Source organism: Bradyrhizobium manausense (genome assembly GCF_018131105.1).
Lineage (GTDB): Bacteria > Pseudomonadota > Alphaproteobacteria > Rhizobiales > Xanthobacteraceae > Bradyrhizobium > Bradyrhizobium manausense_B.
The window spans coordinates 3,260,001-3,277,725 of record NZ_JAFCJI010000001.1 but is presented as its reverse complement, the minus strand read 5'-3'; the positions used below and the strand labels follow the sequence as shown (position 1 = coordinate 3,277,725).

Genomic DNA, 17,725 nt, shown 5'->3' with positions numbered 1-17,725 from the left:
GGACGGCAATTGTCCGGCGGTGCCCTGATCCTTCGGCTCGCGCACGTCATCGCCCGGCTTGGCCTGGCGATGACGGGCGCGGTCGGTGCGACCTTCGTCGCCGCCTTGCTGATGCGGGTCGAGTTGCCCTGGTTCGACACCGTCGAGTTCACAGCACTTCTGATCGTGCTCGGGATGACCGGCGCCTATCTCGGGATCGACATCCCGCGCTGGCCGCTGCTTCAGGCAGGGCCGGCGCATCGTTCGCCTGCAATCGGGCTCGTCAGCGCGGGCGGCACGTTTCTCGCGGCCGGAGCCGGCCTGCTCGCGCTCTATGCCTTTGTCTTCGATGAGACGTCCGATCCGGTTGGCAATCTGTTGTTCGGCGCGACCTGGATGCTGGGCGTGTGCATGCAGATCGGCGCCGGTCTCGCCGGTCGCCGCCGCATCGCGCAGAAGGATCGCGCCTAGCCCGGCTTCTTGTCGAGCTGCCCGTGCTGGCGGCCGAAATCCGCTGCCGCCGAATCCTGGCCGATCTCGACGATGCCGCGGCGGATGGCGCGGGTGCGCGTGAAATGGTCGAACAGCGCTTCGCCGTCGCCGCGGCGGATCGCGCGGGTGAGCTTGGCCAGATCCTCGGTAAAGGTGCCGAGCATCTCCAGCACGGCGTCCTTGTTAGCGAGGAAGACGTCGCGCCACATCGTCGGATCGGAGGCCGCGATACGGGTGAAGTCGCGGAAGCCGCCCGCCGAGAATTTGATGACTTCCGACTCCGTCACCTGTTGCAGCTCGTCGGCGGTGCCGACGATGGTATAGGCGATCAGATGCGGCAGATGGCTGGTGATCGCGAGCACGAGATCATGATGATCCGGCGTCATCACCTCGACCTTGGCGCCCATCGCGGCCCAGAACGCGCGCAAGTGCGCGGTGGCCGCGGCGTCCGTGCCTTCAGGTGGCGTCAGGATGCACCAGCGGTTGATGAAGAGCTCGGCGAAGCCGGAATCCGGGCCCGAATGCTCGGTGCCGGCGACGGGGTGCGCCGGTACGAAATGGACGCTCTTCGGCAGAAAAGGCGCCATGTCCTTGACGATCGCACCCTTCACGGAGCCGACGTCAGAGACGATGGCGCCGGGCTTGAGATGCGCGGCGATCTCCTGCGCCACCGGGCCGCAGGCGCCGACGGGGATGCAGAGGATGACGAGATCGGCATCCTTCACCGCTTCCGCATTGGTCGCCACGACCCGGTCGACGATGCCAAGCTCGAGCACGCGCGCGCGTGTCTTCTCCGAGCGCGCGGTGGTGACGATCTCGCCAGCCAAGCCTTGAAGCTTCGCCGCGCGTGCGATCGAACCGCCGATCAGGCCGAAGCCGATCAATGCGACGCGCTGGAAGTGCGGATCCACGCTCATTTGCCGGCCATGAAGTCGCGCAGGCCCTCGACGACGAGGCGGTTCGCCTCCTCTGTGCCGATGGTCATGCGCAGCTGATGGTGCAGGCCATAGTTCTTCAGCGCGCGCAGCACGAGGCCACGCTTGGTGAGATAGGCGTCGGCCGCGTCCGAGGTCTTGCCGGTTTCCGGGAAGTGGATCAGCACGAAATTGGCGACGCCAGAGGTCACCTTCAGGCCGAGCTTGGTGATCTCCTCGGTGAGCCAGTTGCGCCAGGTCTCGGTAAACTGCTTCGACATCGCCTGATGCGCGGTGTCCTCGATCGCGGCGACCGCGGCATACATCGCCGGCGTCGACACGTTGAAGGGACCGCGGATGCGGTTGACGGCGTCGATGATGTGCTCGGGGCCGAACATCCAGCCGATGCGCAGGGCCGCAAGGCCGTGGATCTTGGAGAAGGTGTGCGTCACCACCGTGTTGTCGGTGGTGGCGACCAGCTCGATCCCCATCTCGTAATCGTTGCGCGAGACGTAGTCGCAATAGGCGGCATCCAGCACCAGCAGCACACGCGAGGGAAGTCCGGCGCGCAGGCGCTTGACCTCGTCGAACGGGATATAGGTGCCGGTCGGATTGTTGGGGTTGGCGAGCCAGACCAGCTTTGTCTTCGGCGTCACTGCTTTCAGGATCGCGTCGACGTCGCAGGTCAGGTTCTTTTCCGCCGCGACCACGTTCTTGGCGCCGACCGCCATGGTCGCGATCGGGTAGACTAGGAAGCCGTGCGTGGTCGAGATCGCCTCGTCGCCGTGGCTGAGATAGGTGTGGGCGAGCAGGTTCAGGATCTCATCCGAGCCGGCGCCGCAGATGATGCGGTTGGGATCGAGGCCAAAGGAGCGACCGATCGCTTCGCGCAGCACGCGCGAGGTTCCCTCAGGATAATCTTCCAGGTGATCCGCGACGTGCTTGAAGGCCTCGATTGCCTTGGGCGAGGGTCCGAATGGCGTCTCGTTGGCGGAGAGCTTGAACACCTTGCGGCCGGGCTCGGCGACCGGGGTCTTGCCCGGCGTGTAGGGGGCAATATCGAGAATGCCGGGATTCGGCACGGGGCGGGACATTCTTCAACTCCGGATAGGCTAAGCGGTACGCGATCTACGATTTCGACCCGGTCGGGGGCACCGTATAGCGCGTTGCGTGGCTGCCGACGAGGGCCGTGGACCGCACCGAGGCTCCCGCTGCAATCAGGGCAGCCCTGATTTTCTCGATGCTGGTGTCTGATGTGACCGAGACCAGCAATGCCGCGCCGTCGAAGGCGGTATCGGGCACCGCCACGATGTCGGCGAACGGCGACAGCGTTCGCGCGACCTCGGCGTTCCAGCCCGAGACGCGCACGCTGAACGTCTCGACCTCGGTCACTACGGCGCTGTCGGCGACGCGCGAGACCGCAAACACAGGCAGCGCCGCCGGATGATCGGCGCGCTCGACGAAGGGCAGGCGCGCAATGATCTTCGGCGCACCGTCTGCTTCCAACTCCAGCCACCACGGCGTGCGGCTGGAGGTCGCCGAGACCAGCGCCAGATCGCCCTTGGACTTCGCCACTGCCTCGACCGCGGCCTGCGCGCTGAAATGCGCGACATAGGGAACCGTAAAGCCGAAATGGAAGCGGACGGAATCGCGCATCGCCGGCTCGCTCACCGAGACGTCGGCATGCACGGAGAAGGGCGCCTGGACATAGGTGAAGGTGGAGATGATGACGCGCCAGATGCTCTCGACCGTGTCGAGCGGCAGGATGCCGCGATGGCGCTGAACGATGTCGCGCATCATGGAGGCCTCGCGCGCCGGGCGGAACGCCGAGCCCACCTCCTGGGTCTGCTTCACCTGGATCAGGCGGTCGATGATGTCGCCGCGCTGCATCAAGAGGCGATGCATGCCCTCGTCGATCGCGTCGATCTCCTTGCGCAATTCCTGGAGCGATGGTGGCGCGGGCGGACGTTGGGACATATCTGACAAGGCTGTTGAGAGGCATTCCAATGCGGATCGGCAAGCCGGAACCGCTGCGGTCGATGTCCTGATTAGGCAGTCAGGGCGGCGAAAGCAAAGAGAAATGACGACCTGTCGTGCTGCCCGGGGCGAGGCTATTTTGGCTAATCCGGACCGCGACTTGACGAAATCAGCCCAAGCCGGTAGGTTTTTGCCTGTTCCGTGGTCATTTGAGCCGGCCGGCTTGCAGCCACGTTAAAAAACTCGCTAAACAGGCCGGGGACGCTTTCGATCCCGGCCGAACCTATCGTTCAGGCCGGGTTTTTCATGGCCTGATGTCAGTGGCGGTCTGAAGTCCGATCGCGAACGAGGTCGATGGTCAGAGATGGTTGGCGTCAAGTCTGTCCCAAGTCCTGCGATCCCAAGTCCCACGATCAGTGCCGACGATCGGTCGCATGAGGTCGATCATCCGAGTTCAGAGGTCGCGCTGTTCGGCGCCGACCAGCCGCTGCGGCTCGATTGCGGCGTCGATCTCACCCCGTTCCAGATCGCCTACAAGACCTATGGCGAGCTCAACGCCGATCGCTCCAACGCGGTGCTGATCTGCCATGCGCTGACCGGCGATCAGCACGTCGCCAATGAGCATCCGGTCACCGGCAAGTCTGGCTGGTGGGAGACGCTGGTCGGCCCCGGCCGTCCGCTCGATCCCGCCAGGTACTTCATCATCTGCTCCAACGTGATCGGCGGCTGCATGGGCTCGACCGGCCCGGCCTCGATCAATCCCGCCACCGGCAAGGTGTGGGGGCTGGATTTCCCTGTGATCACCATTCCCGACATGGTGCGTGCGCAGGCGATGCTGATCGACCGGCTCGGCATCGACACGCTGTTCGCGGTGGTCGGCGGTTCGATGGGCGGCATGCAGGTGCTGCAATGGACCGCGGCCTATCCCGCACGCGTCTACTCCGCGCTGGCGATCGCCTGTTCGACGCGGCACTCCGCGCAGAACATCGCCTTCCACGAACTCGGCCGTCAGGCCGTGATGGCCGATCCCGACTGGCACAACGGTGCTTACGCCGATCAGGGCATCCATCCGCATCGCGGCCTCGCGGTCGCGCGCATGGCTGCGCACATCACCTATCTCTCGGATGCAGCGCTGCATCGCAAGTTCGGCCGCCGCATGCAGGATCGCGAGCTGCCGACCTTCTCGTTCGACGCCGATTTCCAGGTCGAGTCCTATCTGCGCTACCAGGGCTCGTCCTTCGTCGAGCGGTTCGATGCCAACTCCTATCTCTATCTGACCCGCGCGATGGACTATTTCGACATCGCCGGCGACCATGGTGGCGTGCTGGCGAAAGCGTTCGCGGGTATCGAGACCCGCTTCTGCGTGGTCTCCTTTACCAGCGACTGGCTGTTCCCGACGTCGGAATCGCGCGCGCTGGTGCATGCGCTCAACGCGTCGAGCGCGCGAGTGTCGTTCGCCGAGATCGAAACCGATCGCGGCCACGACGCCTTCCTGCTCGAAGTGCCCGAATTCTTCGATATCTCGCGTGCCTTCCTGCAATCGGCGGGCAAAGCGCGCGGGCTCACAGCCAGGAATGACTGACAAGGACGGCTAGCGATGTCTGTACAGGAAGCGCTGCCGCTGGGCGGCCTCGCGTCGGAACAGTCCGGCCCATTTCGCGCTGATCACCTGCTGGTCGCCGAAATGGTCAAGCCGGGCTCGAAGGTGCTCGACGTCGGCTGCGGTGACGGCGATCTGCTTCAGCTGCTGGAGACCCGCGGCATCGACGGCCGCGGCATTGAACTGTCGCGCGAGGGCGTCAATCGCTGCGTGGCAAAGGGCCTTGCTGTGGTGCAGGGCGATGCCGACACTGACCTCATCAACTACCCTGATGACGCTTTCGACTACGTGATCCTGTCGCAGACGCTGCAGGCGACGCGGCAGCCGAAGGTCGTGCTGGAGAATCTCCTGCGCATTGGCCGCCGCGCCATCGTCACGTTCCCGAATTTCGGCTTCTGGCGGATGCGCCTTCAGCTCCTGGTCGGCGGTCACATGCCGCGCACGGAAAATCTGCCGGCGAGCTGGTACGACACCGCCAACATCCATTTCTGCACCATCAAGGATTTCGTCGAGCTCTGCGACGCCATCGGCGTCAAGATGGAGCGTGCCGAGGCGCTCGACCTCTACGGCCGTCCGCTGCGGCTGCGGCTGCCATGGTGGGTGTGGAATCTGTTCGGCGAGCAGGGCGTGTTCTTGCTGAGCCGCGGGCAGGGGAAGTAGCTTTTCGTCCGCGCTCCTGAAGTCAATCCTCCGTCATTGCGCTCGCAACGACGGAGTGTGTGGCGGCGCCTGTGCCTAATGCGCCGCCAGCGACCGCGGATCGCGCACCGGCCATCGTCCCGCTTCCACCAGCGTCACGAACCGCTCCACGCTTTGGTTGAACAGTGCGGGCTCCTCGAGATTCAGCACGTGGCCGGACTTCGGAAACATTGCAAGGCCCGCAGCCGGCAGATGTTTTTTCAGAAACAGGCTTGCACCCACACACGGATCATCCTCGTCGCCGCAGATGATCAGTGCCGGTGTGGCCACGCTCTTGATCGTATCAGTCATCGCATAGATCGAGGGGCGGCCGCCCTGGAAGCCGCGCATCGTGTTGGCCGAGCCTCTGGAGTCGTGCCGCGCCAGCGCGGCATAGAAATCGGCGTGGCCGCGCGGGTCCTTGACCAGGAAGGGAATCCGGCTCGGCGCCTCGCGCGTGACTTTTGCGACCTCGGCAGATCCAAGCGCCTCGAACTGCTCGGCATTGGCGCGGCACTGCTTGCGCCAGGCTTCCAGGTTCTCGACCTCCGATCCGGAGCCGACGCCGGCGAGCGTCATCGACAGCGCGCGCTGCGGCGCGTTCAATCCGATCTGCAGCGACGAGTAGGCGCCCATCGACAGGCCGACGAGATGCGCGCGCTCGATCTTGAGATGATCGAGCACCGCAAGCGCGTCGGTGTAGAAATGCTTGTAGGTATAGACCTCGCCATCAGGCACGTCAGACGGGGTGTAGCCGCGCGCGGAATAGGTGATGCAACGGTGGCCGCGCGAGAAGTAGCGCATCTGCGGCTCCCAATTGGTGTAGTCGGCCGCGAACTCGTGCAGAAAAATGATCGGCGTTCCCTGACCCGCTTCTTCGAAGTAGATGCGGACGTCGTCCCTGGTCGTGGCGTGGGGCATTAACCGTTTCCCTCTCTTCAAGCCGTGACTTCAGGATTGCAGTTAATGCTGTTGGCCGCAATGAGGCAGCATCGAACCAGCATTGCCGCAAGATCATCGCAGCTATTCGCTGCCGCCGCGTCTTTTTCTCGCCACATCGGACGGCTTAACGGCCAGTCGGATGTCGGCCACCGCACGGGCCGATTGGAAGTGGGGGTGTCAACGAAGGATGAAGAATGTTTGAGTTGCTTGCGTCTCGCCTGTCGCGCCGTGTTGCCGCGATGGCGATTATCTTCGCGGCTTTTGCCGCGTTCGTTTCTCCGGCCTCAGCGCGGCCCCATCATCGTCACAGCGCAGAGCGGCACGCTTACGTGCATCACGCCAGACATCATCATTATCGCCATCATGCACGCAGCTCGCGCTTCGAGCGCGGCGCGGCGCAACTGCGGGCGAGCGGATTCGCCAACACGCAGGCCAGCTATGATCCGAGCGCAAATGGCGGCAGCGCCGTCGCGAGCGGCGGCCTCGGCGGTGGATCCGGTCTCGTCTCCGAGGCACGCCGCTATATCGGCGGCAATCCCACCGGGCGCGGCAGCCTGTGGTGCGCGCGCTTCATGAACATGGTGCTGCAACACACGGGGCATCATGGCACCGGCTCAGACATGGCGAGCTCGTTTGCGCATTACGGCACGCGCGTCTCCGGCCCGCAGGTCGGCGCCATCGCGGTGATGTCGCGCGGCCGCCGCGGCGGTCATGTCGGCATCATCACCGGCATCGACGCGCAGGGCAATCCGATCATGATCTCCGGCAACAACGGCAACCGCGTCCGCGAGGCCCCGATTTCGCGCGGCCGCATCTATGCGTATGTGATGCCGAATTGAGGTAGCGACGTCTCACTCTCGTCATTGCGAGGAGCGAAGCGACGAAGCAATCCAGAATCCCTCCACGGAATTCGTCTGGATTGCTTCGCTGCGCTCGCAATGACGGCGTGTGTTGAAGCTGCGTCCCGTCACACCAGCTTCGGCTCTTCCGTCGCAACGACGTCACCGACGCCGATCTCGCCGTCAGCGATGACCTCGGCATAGACGCCGCAATCCATGTGGCCGAGTTGGCGCGACAGCGTCGGCGGTATCTCGAGATCGCGCTTGGCGGTCTGGGGATCGACGTTGACGGCCGGGCAGCGGACGATGCGCTTCACCACTTTCAGCCGGGCCTGCCCGATCGCGAGCGTCTGGCCGACGAGATCGAGCTCGGACCAGGCCGGCCAGCCCGTCAGGTAAAGGTTGGCGCGGAAGCGCAACGGATTGACGGCGGCGCCGCCGAGCATGGTCTCGATGGCGCGGACGCTCTCGATGTTGATGATGGACACGACCTTGCGGGCCACGTCGGAAAAGCTGTGGCCCCGGCCTGACAGCAATTTTGGCGGGCCCTTCAGCTCCGGCTGAAAGTTTTCGCTGAAATAGCTCTCGATCGCGGCGCGCCCGGCCGCAGTTTCCAGGTCGCCGCTGGCGACGATCTGGCCGTCCTTGCGGATGGTCAGGCGGTTGGTCGCGTCCTCGAAACGGCTGTCGAGGGAGGCCAGCCGCTCATTGCGGGCCAGCATCAGAAACTGGATTTTCGGCTTCCACTCCGGCGCCTCCGGGTCGAACCCGCTGGGCCCGTTCTCGATGGCATAGCGGCGGTCGGCGGGGAGGGTCTGGCCGGCTCGCAAGGGCACCCGGGGCAGGGATTCGGGCGTCAGGCCCTTGATCGGGTAGCGGTAAAGGCCGGCGATCTCCGCCGTCTGGTTGGCTGACTTTGCGCTGAGGTTCATGGGTCTACTTAGGGGATTCTCTCTGCCCTGGCCAAGCAGACGTTCGGCGCACGAAATTGTGAACTGGCCTCTTCCGATCCGAGGGCACGCTTCCCACATTTGGATCAGGCCGGCGCCAGCGCCGGCTGATGACGACCGCTGTCGGTTGAGGAACGTCAACGCGGCTCGCGGAAACCCAATGAAGATGCCGTTTGGGGTGCCTTAGAGGGCCCCAGGGGCAGGCCGAGGGAAAGAAAAGACATGAATATCGACAAATATACCGAGCGATCGAGGGGCTTCGTCCAATCCGCGCAGTCGCTTGCGGTGCGCGAGGGGCATCAGCAGTTTTCGACCCTGCACGTCCTGAAAGTGCTGCTGGACGACAACGAGGGGCTGGCCGCAGGTCTGATCGACCGTGCCGGCGGTAATTCCCGTGCAATCCTGAAGGCGACCGAGGACGCCCTGGGCAAGGTGCCGAAGGTGTCTGGCGGCGGTGCCGGCCAGATCTATCTGGCGCCCGAACTCGCGCGCACTTTCGACGCCGCCGAAAAGGCCGGCGAGAAGGCCGGGGACAGTTTCGTCACCGTCGAGCGACTTTTGCTCGGTCTCACGCTGGAGAAGACCAGCGAGGCCGGCGCGATCCTCGCCAAGGGCGGCGTCACCCCGCAAAATCTCAACGCCGCCATCGAGGCGCTGCGCAAGGGCCGCACCGCGGATTCCGCCACGGCCGAGAACGCCTATGACGCGCTGAAGAAATATGCCCGCGACCTGACCCAGGCTGCGCGTGACGGCAAGCTCGACCCGGTCATCGGCCGCGACGAGGAGATCCGCCGCACCATCCAGGTGCTCTCGCGCCGGACCAAGAACAATCCCGTCCTGATCGGTGAGCCCGGTGTCGGCAAGACCGCCATCGCGGAAGGGCTCGCGCTGCGCATCGTCAATGGCGACGTGCCGGAGAGCCTGAAGGACAAGAAGCTGCTCTCGCTCGACCTCGGCGCGCTGATCGCCGGTGCAAAATACCGCGGCGAGTTCGAGGAGCGGCTGAAGGCCGTGCTCCAGGAAGTCACCGCGAGCGACGGCAATTTCATCCTGTTCATCGACGAGATGCACACGCTGATCGGCGCTGGCAAGGGCGATGGCGCGATGGATGCCTCCAATCTCCTGAAGCCGGCGCTCGCGCGCGGCGAGTTGCACTGCATCGGCGCGACCACGCTCGACGAATATCAGAAGCACGTCGAGAAGGACGCGGCGCTGGCACGGCGCTTCCAGCCGATCTTCGTCAGCGAGCCGTCGGTCGAGGACACCATCTCCATCCTGCGCGGCCTCAAGGACAAGTACGAGCAGCACCATGGCGTGCGGATCACCGATTCCGCGCTCGTGGCGGCGACGACCCTGTCCAACCGCTACATCACCGACCGCTTCCTGCCCGACAAGGCCATCGATCTGATGGACGAGGCGGCTGCGCGGTTGAAGATGCAGGTCGATTCCAAGCCGGAAGAGTTGGATTCGCTGGATCGTGAGATCATCCGGCTCAAGATCGAGCAGGAGGCGCTGAAGAAGGAAAGCGATCTCGGCTCGAAGTCTCGACTCGAGACGCTCCAGAAAGAACTGGCCGAGCTCGAGGAGAAGTCTGCGGCGCTCACCGCGCGCTGGAGTGCGGAGAAGAACAAGCTCTCCAACGCCCAGAAGCTGAAGTCGGAGCTCGACGCCCTGCGCGTCGATCTGGCCGATGCGCAGCGGCGCGGTGAATTCCAGAAGGCCGGCGAACTGGCCTATGGAAGGATCCCGCAGCTCGAGAAGCAACTCGCCGACATCGAGGCGCGCGAAGGCTCAGGCGAGATGATGGAGGAGGCGGTGACCGCCAACCACATCGCGCAGGTGGTTTCGCGCTGGACCGGCGTACCCGTCGACAAGATGCTGGAGGGCGAGAAAGAGAAGCTCCTGAAGATGGAGGAGCAGCTCGGACAGCGCGTCGTCGGCCAGGCCGAGGCCGTGCGTGCGGTCGCGACCGCCGTGCGCCGTTCGCGTGCCGGCCTGCAGGACCCGCACCGGCCGACCGGCTCGTTCATGTTCCTGGGCCCGACCGGCGTCGGCAAGACCGAACTGACCAAAGCGCTCGCCGAGTATCTCTTCAACGACGAGACCGCGATGGTCCGCCTCGACATGTCCGAGTACATGGAGAAGCATTCCGTCTCGCGGCTGATCGGCGCGCCTCCGGGCTATGTCGGTTATGACGAGGGCGGTGCGCTCACCGAAGCCGTGCGACGCCGGCCTTATCAGGTCGTGCTGTTCGACGAGATCGAGAAAGCGCATCCGGACGTTTTCAACGTCCTGTTGCAGGTGCTCGACGATGGTCGTCTGACCGATGGTCAGGGGCGTACCGTCGATTTCCGCAACACGCTGATCATCATGACATCGAACCTCGGTTCGGAGTTTCTGGTGAATCAACCCGAAGGCGAAGACACCTCTGCCGTGCGTGAGCAGGTCATGGGGATGGTGCGGGGGCATTTCCGCCCCGAGTTCCTGAACCGTGTCGACGAGATCATCCTGTTCCATCGCCTGCAGCGGAGCGAGATGGGCCGGATCGTCGAGATCCAGTTCGCGCGGCTGCAGAAGCTGCTGACCGATCGCAAGATCGTGCTGACGCTCGATGCGTCGGGTCGAGACTGGCTCGCTGCCAAGGGCTGGGATCCCGCTTATGGCGCAAGGCCATTGAAGCGGGTGATCCAGCGCTACCTCCAGGATCCGCTCGCCGAGATGATCCTGGCCGGCGACGTCAGGGACGGCGATACCGTTGCGATCTCGTCCGAAGGCAACGTGCTGACCTTCAACGGCAAGGCGCCACAGACCGCGGAGATCGCCCAGTTCGAGGCGCCCGTGTCGAAGCGCAAGCTGAACTGAGCGGCAGCACTCAGAGCAAAATGAAAACGCCCCGGAGAGCTTGTCCTCTCCGGGGCGTTTATTTTGACGTCTGATCCTAAAAACTAGCGGTTGCTGACCTGCAACGGCCCGCCGGTCGCATCCGACATGCGGGCGATGGCACCGGCGCGGCCGCTCATCATGCCGTCGAGCCGGTCGCGTTCCTTCTCGAAGCCCGCGAGCATCGGGCCTTCGAGCGAACGGCCGCGCGGCAGTTTCACGCGCATCGGATCGACGAAGCGGCCATTGACGAGAATTTCGTAGTGAACGTGCGGGCCGGTCGACTGGCCGGTCGAGCCGACGAAGCCGATGACCTGGCCCTGTCGCACCTTCTTGCCGGGCTCCATGCCCTTGGCAAAAGCCGACATATGGCCGTAGGCGGTCTCGTAGCCGTTGTTGTGCTTGATGCGGACGTATTTGCCGTAGCCGCCTTCGAGCTGGGCCTTCTCGATCACGCCGTTGCCGGCGGCAAAGATCGGCGTGCCGTAGGCGGTGGCCCAGTCGACGCCGGTGTGCATCTTCACATAGCCGAGGATCGGATGGCGGCGGCCGCCGAAGCCGGAGCGCATGATGGCGCTGTTGACGGGCTTCCTGACCAGGAACTTCTTCGCGCTCTTGCCGGTCTCGTCGTAGTAGTCGACGACGCCGTCGTCGGGGCTCTGATAGCGATAATATTTCTTGGTCTCGCCGCCGACCGTGAGCGAGGCGAACAGCACGTCGTTCTTGTCGACCGCGGTCGTGCCCTCGTCCTCGCCGGCGTAGAACACGTCGAACGAGTCGCCCGGCTGTACCTTGCGCTGGAAGTCGACGTCGTAGGAGTAGATCTTGATCATGTCGTCGATGACCGGCATCGGCACTTTGTTGCGCATCGCGGTCTCGTAGATGCTCTGGTAAAGCCGGACACCGCTGCCGTCGTCATCGTCATCGTCGTCGCTGTTGGCGTTGGCCGTGGCATCGGCGACGGTGTTCATGCTCGAAACGTCGACGGCGACGTATTTGCCGAGATCCGACAATGCGGCAATCGCCTCGACGATGGTGTCGTTGGCGACGACGACGCGGTAGGGCTGGAGTCTGGCGCCGGGGCTTGCGGGCGCCATCAGGATGCGAAGTTTTTCGCCTTCCTTCAGGCCGCCGTCGCGGCCGCGGGGACCGAGCGTCGCTACGATCGCCTTGATTTCGTCAGGTGTGGCGCCGAGATCGCGCAGGACGGAGCCGACGCTGTCGCCCTTCTTGACCAGATGGACGCGTTCGCCGTTGGGATTGCCGCCGGTGATCTGCTCCTTGGTCTTCGGCAGCAGAGTGACGTTTTCCGGCACCACGCGGGTCTCGAAGCCGGCATAGGGATCGGATGGCGACACTTCGGTGGCGTAGGCCATCTTCATGTCGGACGGGCCGCTCGCGCCCGAGACATCGGCGGCGGCATTGGAGAGCGAGGCGTAGCGCACCCCGCCATTGCCGCGCCAATTGGCGGCATCGCGCACCCGCATCAGGATGTCGTCGAGCGCCACCACTGCGGAAATCTTGGCCTTCGGCAGCACCGACGAAAGATCCTTGGTGACGAAGGAAACCTCGGCGTCAGGCTCGACGGCCTCAGGATTGTTCGGATCGTCGGCCGCGGTCTTCGAATCGGAGCCGACGTCGGTGAGCAGACGCTGCGCGTTGAACGGGGGAATCTTTGCCGACAGATCGCTCGTCGTCATCGACAAATTGCCGGAGATCCGGATGAAGGGCCGCACCCGCATCACGTCGCGGTTGCCGACGCGGGCGACCGTCGAGACGCGCACGATGTTGCGCGATGCCGTGGAATCATTCGGCGGCGGCAGGCGGTCGCTCTTGTGCAGCGTGGCGGTGCGGTCGGCAGCTCCGAAGGCACCACGCAGCGCGCCTTCGACCCGCTCCGGTACCTTGGCGAAGGTCATTTCACCGTCGAGAGATGCGAAAACGGCGCCGCCGATCAGGGCTGCGCCGCAGAGTCCGGTCAGAATTGTACCGCTGAACCATTGTACCGAGACGCGACGGCGATCGATGACGGCGGCTTCAGAACCATCGACGGACAGCGGCGGCTCGTGGCCGAGATCGATGATCCCGGTCTCACGCCCGTAAGCGCCGCGTGACGTCCTCTGGTTCAACCCAAGTCCCCCAATCAGCGACCCGAAATCCCTCGTTTCAAGCCTCTCCCTGGTTGCCCTCTTGCAGGGGCATCGCCGGAAAAGCCTAATCGCACAGGTGCTCGCGCTCAGTAGGCCCCAAGCTAGGGCCCGGCCGAAATTACGAACAGCTGGGCAGGTGAAGGTCTCTCGATGTCTTTCGAATGTCCGAAGAAGGCCGCGTCATCGTCAGATCGCCTTCTCTGAACCCCATGAAAATCGCCGGCAGCCCCCACTGGCATCCAGCGATTCAAGCTTGTCTCATACCAGAACGCCGCGGGATTGTGGCTCTAGTACGGCACCCACTATGGAAAAAGTTTCCTGAACGACCGGGTGCGGGCCCCGGTTGGTGCGGCGCAGCAGGCTGCATCCGGAGTTCTCCCCCAGGAGCCCCTTCCGAGCCCGTTCAGAGCCCCCTGGGAGGCAAACTTTTTTCAGATTTTTTTGCCGAGGGGCTTCGCTCCACTCAATCGGCGGTCGCCTAATCCGCTGTAATCACTCGATTATTTTCGACAATCCACTGTGCGACGATTTGTTGACGATGGGCGTTGACAATCCCGGGCGGGGGGGCCTATAACCCGACCACTGAGCGCGGCGCCGCCGGGTCACTGACCAAGGCGAGCGAACGCGCCACTGATGCTCCTCACCTCGTTGAGTGCACAACAGCCGACACAAATCGGTTGGAGTTCATTCGTCGCCGGTAAGGGTGTCGGGATCCTTCCACTCCGGAAGGTTGGGGCCTCCTGGTCCCGGGCTGTTTGACAAGTGAAGATGAAGAAAGAGAAACGTGGACGGCGGAGTCCTTGCGGGTCTCGCATCTGAAAAGCTTCGGCTTTTTTTGATCGAGACCGGACGAAAGACTTCGGCGGTACACGTTTCAAAGGAAACACCATCGTTGCCCGCGATGTGAATCGCAGGCAGCACATCGACTTCGGTCGATAATGGTGGGACCTCGTCAAACGTTGTGATCAGCCGGTTCAAAGTTCAAGTCCAACTTGAGAGTTTGATCCTGGCTCAGAGCGAACGCTGGCGGCAGGCTTAACACATGCAAGTCGAGCGGGCGTAGCAATACGTCAGCGGCAGACGGGTGAGTAACGCGTGGGAACGTACCTTTTGGTTCGGAACAACACAGGGAAACTTGTGCTAATACCGGATAAGCCCTTACGGGGAAAGATTTATCGCCGAAAGATCGGCCCGCGTCTGATTAGCTAGTTGGTAGGGTAATGGCCTACCAAGGCGACGATCAGTAGCTGGTCTGAGAGGATGATCAGCCACATTGGGACTGAGACACGGCCCAAACTCCTACGGGAGGCAGCAGTGGGGAATATTGGACAATGGGGGCAACCCTGATCCAGCCATGCCGCGTGAGTGATGAAGGCCCTAGGGTTGTAAAGCTCTTTTGTGCGGGAAGATAATGACGGTACCGCAAGAATAAGCCCCGGCTAACTTCGTGCCAGCAGCCGCGGTAATACGAAGGGGGCTAGCGTTGCTCGGAATCACTGGGCGTAAAGGGTGCGTAGGCGGGTTTTTAAGTCAGGGGTGAAATCCTGGAGCTCAACTCCAGAACTGCCTTTGATACTGAAGATCTTGAGTTCGGGAGAGGTGAGTGGAACTGCGAGTGTAGAGGTGAAATTCGTAGATATTCGCAAGAACACCAGTGGCGAAGGCGGCTCACTGGCCCGATACTGACGCTGAGGCACGAAAGCGTGGGGAGCAAACAGGATTAGATACCCTGGTAGTCCACGCCGTAAACGATGAATGCCAGCCGTTAGTGGGTTTACTCACTAGTGGCGCAGCTAACGCTTTAAGCATTCCGCCTGGGGAGTACGGTCGCAAGATTAAAACTCAAAGGAATTGACGGGGGCCCGCACAAGCGGTGGAGCATGTGGTTTAATTCGACGCAACGCGCAGAACCTTACCAGCCCTTGACATGTCCAGGACCGGTCGCAGAGATGTGACCTTCTCTTCGGAGCCTGGAACACAGGTGCTGCATGGCTGTCGTCAGCTCGTGTCGTGAGATGTTGGGTTAAGTCCCGCAACGAGCGCAACCCCCGTCCTTAGTTGCTACCATTTAGTTGAGCACTCTAAGGAGACTGCCGGTGATAAGCCGCGAGGAAGGTGGGGATGACGTCAAGTCCTCATGGCCCTTACGGGCTGGGCTACACACGTGCTACAATGGCGGTGACAATGGGATGCTAAGGGGCGACCCTTCGCAAATCTCAAAAAGCCGTCTCAGTTCGGATTGGGCTCTGCAACTCGAGCCCATGAAGTTGGAATCGCTAGTAATCGTGGATCAGCACGCCACGGTGAATACGTTCCCGGGCCTTGTACACACCGCCCGTCACACCATGGGAGTTGGTTTTACCTGAAGACGGTGCGCTAACCGCAAGGAGGCAGCCGGCCACGGTAGGGTCAGCGACTGGGGTGAAGTCGTAACAAGGTAGCCGTAGGGGAACCTGCGGCTGGATCACCTCCTTTCTAAGGATGGCTCTTCAGAAGCTTGCTTCTATCGAGCTGTTTTAGAAACATCAGTGGCCAACGGTCGTCAGGATCGTTGAGCTGCATTGGCGGGATTTCGCCGTCTACGTTTCTCTTTCTTCGCGGACGAACACGCGCTGGGCCTGCATCGGCAGGATCCCATGGTCCTTGACGGGATATGCGTTAGGGGCTTGTAGCTCAGTTGGTTAGAGCGCGCGCTTGATAAGCGTGAGGTCGGAAGTTCAAGTCTTCCCAGGCCCACCACACTCATCGAGTGAGCATTCGTCTTCTGGTTACGGGGCCATAGCTCAGCTGGGAGAGCGCGTGCTTTGCAAGCATGAGGTCGTCGGTTCGATCCCGTCTGGCTCCACCAGATGGCTGATTGCCGGCGCTGTTTGTACCAAATCGTCCGCGAAACATCACTTCGCATCCTGCTAGTCTGGATAGACAGCAAGTTGCGTGATTTCTGACATCGTAAAGAGGAGATCGATCCGAGTTGGATCGGGCAACAAGCAATTGTTGCGCGATACTTCATTATCTCCGGATCATTTCGGCGCTCGCGCGTCGTTCAGTGCAGCTCACAAGGCTGCGTCTGAAAGACATGCGAGTTGTAAATGATCCTTTTAGCGAAGCTTGACCGCCTCGCTATCGGAACGATCTTACGAAGCAAGCTGGTCTTTCTAATCATTGTCCGGCTGTACGTAGCGTTCATCGAGGGCGCGCGCCGCAAGGCAATCGTACAGACAACATTCTGCCGAGTGTGTGGACATTGATAATGAGAGCAATCAAGTGCCTTAAGGGTGTTCGGTGGATGCCTTGGCGCTGAGAGGCGATGAAGGACGTGCTACGCTGCGATAAGCCGTGGGGAGCTGCGAAGAAGCTTTGATCCATGGATTTCCGAATGGGGAAACCCACCTTCGATAGCCGGAACTCCAAGACCTTGGTCTTGGGGTTGTGAGAGATAATCAAACGATCCTTGACCGTGAGGTTTTGGATTTCCGGTTATCAAGAGAAGGTATGAGACTTCTGAATACATAGGAGGTTTCAAGCAAACCCAGGGAACTGAAACATCTAAGTACCTGGAGGAAAGGACATCAACAGAGACTCCGTTAGTAGTGGCGAGCGAACGCGGACCAGGCCAGTGATACATCAAAGACAATCGGAACCAGTCAGGAAAGCTGGGCCCCAGAGGGTGATAGCCCCGTACGAGTAATGCGATGATGTATCCACGAGTAAGGCGGGACACGTGAAATCCTGTCTGAACGCGGGGGGACCACCCTCCAAGCCTAAGTACTCCTCAGCGACCGATAGTGAACCAGTACCGTGAGGGAAAGGTGAAAAGCACCCCGACGAGGGGAGTGAAATAGACCTGAAACCGGACACCTACAAACAGATGGAGCCCAAGATACGTTCTGGGTGACATCGTACCTTTTGTATTATGGGCCAGCGACTTAATTTAACGAGCAAGCTTAAGCCGATAGGCGAAGGCGTAGCGAAAGCGAGTCTGAATAGGGCGTCAAGTTCGTTGTATTAGACCCGAAACCTAGTGATCTAGCCATGAGCAGGTTGAAGGTGAGGTAACACTCACTGGAGGACCGAACGGGTGCCTGTTGAAAAAGGCTCCGATGACTTGTGGTTAGGGGTGAAAGGCCAATCAAACTGGGAAATAGCTGGTTCTCCGCGAAAGATATTTAGGTATCGCCTCGGATGAATACCTCAGGGGGTAGAGCACTGGATGGGCTAGGGGGACTTACCGTCTTACCAAACCCAACCAAACTCCGAATACCTGAGAGTACTATCCGGGAGTCACACGGCGGGTGCTAACGTCCGTCGTGGAGAGGGAAACAAC

The 17,725-nt window shown here is 62.1% G+C and carries 11 protein-coding genes, 2 tRNA genes and 1 riboswitch; of the genes, 7 read left to right on the top strand and 6 right to left on the bottom strand.

Annotated features, from left to right (window positions below; translation table 11 throughout):
* The first annotated feature begins 9 nt into the window (after positions 1–9).
* The gene (locus JQ631_RS15660) at positions 10–450 is read left to right on the top strand and encodes a hypothetical protein (protein WP_212327427.1); all 441 of its coding nucleotides are present in this window, start codon (positions 10–12) and stop codon (positions 448–450) included.
* Here JQ631_RS15660 and JQ631_RS15655 read toward each other — a convergent pair.
* From JQ631_RS15655 to JQ631_RS15645, 3 genes are read right to left on the bottom strand one after another with little or no spacing between them, the layout of a single operon-like run.
* Positions 447–1,388, bottom strand: a complete 942-nt coding sequence (locus tag JQ631_RS15655) for a prephenate/arogenate dehydrogenase family protein (RefSeq protein ID WP_212327425.1) — start codon at positions 1,386–1,388, stop codon at positions 447–449. The two genes, JQ631_RS15660 and JQ631_RS15655, sit on opposite strands and share 4 nt — an antisense overlap.
* Positions 1,385–2,479, bottom strand: coding sequence for a histidinol-phosphate transaminase (gene hisC, locus JQ631_RS15650; protein ID WP_212327423.1), 1,095 nt, complete (start codon positions 2,477–2,479; stop codon positions 1,385–1,387). Before hisC ends, JQ631_RS15655 begins: the two co-directional genes overlap by 4 nt.
* Before the next feature lie 34 nt (positions 2,480–2,513).
* Positions 2,514–3,362 (bottom strand): chorismate mutase, encoded by an 849-nt coding sequence (locus tag JQ631_RS15645; RefSeq protein WP_212327421.1) that lies wholly within the window; start codon positions 3,360–3,362, stop codon positions 2,514–2,516.
* 191 nt (positions 3,363–3,553) lie between these two features.
* A riboswitch (SAM riboswitch) is annotated at positions 3,554–3,633 on the top strand.
* Between the two features lie 93 nt (positions 3,634–3,726).
* On the opposite strand from JQ631_RS15645, the gene metX reads away from it, so the two are divergent.
* Positions 3,727–4,944, top strand: a complete 1,218-nt coding sequence (gene metX / locus JQ631_RS15640) for a homoserine O-acetyltransferase MetX (protein ID WP_212327419.1) — start codon at positions 3,727–3,729, stop codon at positions 4,942–4,944.
* Positions 4,945–4,959: 15 nt separating this feature from the next.
* On the top strand, positions 4,960–5,622 hold the full coding sequence (gene metW, locus JQ631_RS15635; RefSeq protein ID WP_212327417.1) for a methionine biosynthesis protein MetW: 663 nt from the start codon (positions 4,960–4,962) through the stop codon (positions 5,620–5,622).
* Positions 5,623–5,697: 75 nt separating this feature from the next.
* Here the strand turns inward: metW and JQ631_RS15630 are convergent, their stop codons facing one another.
* On the bottom strand, positions 5,698–6,561 hold the full coding sequence (locus JQ631_RS15630; protein ID WP_212327415.1) for an alpha/beta fold hydrolase: 864 nt from the start codon (positions 6,559–6,561) through the stop codon (positions 5,698–5,700).
* 215 nt (positions 6,562–6,776) lie between these two features.
* On the opposite strand from JQ631_RS15630, the gene JQ631_RS15625 reads away from it, so the two are divergent.
* The gene (locus tag JQ631_RS15625; protein WP_212327414.1) at positions 6,777–7,421 is read left to right on the top strand and encodes a TIGR02594 family protein; all 645 of its coding nucleotides are present in this window, start codon (positions 6,777–6,779) and stop codon (positions 7,419–7,421) included.
* A 128-nt stretch (positions 7,422–7,549) separates the two neighbouring features.
* Here JQ631_RS15625 and JQ631_RS15620 read toward each other — a convergent pair whose 3' ends face one another.
* Complete coding sequence (locus JQ631_RS15620; RefSeq protein ID WP_212327413.1) at positions 7,550–8,353, bottom strand: MOSC domain-containing protein; 804 nt, start codon at positions 8,351–8,353, stop codon at positions 7,550–7,552.
* Positions 8,354–8,593: 240 nt separating this feature from the next.
* On the opposite strand from JQ631_RS15620, the gene clpB reads away from it, so the two are divergent.
* Positions 8,594–11,233, top strand: a complete 2,640-nt coding sequence (gene clpB, locus JQ631_RS15615; RefSeq protein WP_212327412.1) for an ATP-dependent chaperone ClpB — start codon at positions 8,594–8,596, stop codon at positions 11,231–11,233.
* A gap of 83 nt (positions 11,234–11,316) precedes the next feature.
* On the opposite strand, the gene JQ631_RS15610 is transcribed toward clpB, so the two are convergent.
* On the bottom strand, positions 11,317–13,380 hold the full coding sequence (locus tag JQ631_RS15610; RefSeq protein ID WP_212327411.1) for a M23 family metallopeptidase: 2,064 nt from the start codon (positions 13,378–13,380) through the stop codon (positions 11,317–11,319).
* Positions 13,381–16,063: 2,683 nt separating this feature from the next.
* Here JQ631_RS15610 and JQ631_RS15600 point away from each other — a divergent pair.
* Together JQ631_RS15600 and JQ631_RS15595 are read left to right on the top strand one after the other, a co-directional pair.
* A tRNA-Ile gene (locus JQ631_RS15600) sits at positions 16,064–16,140 on the top strand.
* A 33-nt stretch (positions 16,141–16,173) separates the two neighbouring features.
* Positions 16,174–16,249: transfer RNA gene (locus tag JQ631_RS15595), tRNA-Ala, on the top strand.
* Positions 16,250–17,725 lie beyond the last annotated feature (1,476 nt).

Excerpts from the sequence above, each read along its gene's own strand:
- metX (WP_212327419.1), top strand. The coding sequence starts at position 3,727 with ATGGTTGGCGTCAAGTCTGTCCCAAGTCCTGCGATCCCAAGTCCCACG.
- clpB (WP_212327412.1), top strand. The coding sequence starts at position 8,594 with ATGAATATCGACAAATATACCGAGCGATCGAGGGGCTTCGTCCAATCC.
- JQ631_RS15655 (WP_212327425.1), bottom strand. The coding sequence starts at position 1,388 with ATGAGCGTGGATCCGCACTTCCAGCGCGTCGCATTGATCGGCTTCGGC.
- metW (WP_212327417.1), top strand. The coding sequence starts at position 4,960 with ATGTCTGTACAGGAAGCGCTGCCGCTGGGCGGCCTCGCGTCGGAACAG.
- JQ631_RS15620 (WP_212327413.1), bottom strand. The coding sequence starts at position 8,353 with ATGAACCTCAGCGCAAAGTCAGCCAACCAGACGGCGGAGATCGCCGGC.
- JQ631_RS15625 (WP_212327414.1), top strand. The coding sequence starts at position 6,777 with ATGTTTGAGTTGCTTGCGTCTCGCCTGTCGCGCCGTGTTGCCGCGATG.
- hisC (WP_212327423.1), bottom strand. The coding sequence starts at position 2,479 with ATGTCCCGCCCCGTGCCGAATCCCGGCATTCTCGATATTGCCCCCTAC.
- JQ631_RS15630 (WP_212327415.1), bottom strand. The coding sequence starts at position 6,561 with ATGCCCCACGCCACGACCAGGGACGACGTCCGCATCTACTTCGAAGAA.
- JQ631_RS15645 (WP_212327421.1), bottom strand. The coding sequence starts at position 3,362 with ATGTCCCAACGTCCGCCCGCGCCACCATCGCTCCAGGAATTGCGCAAG.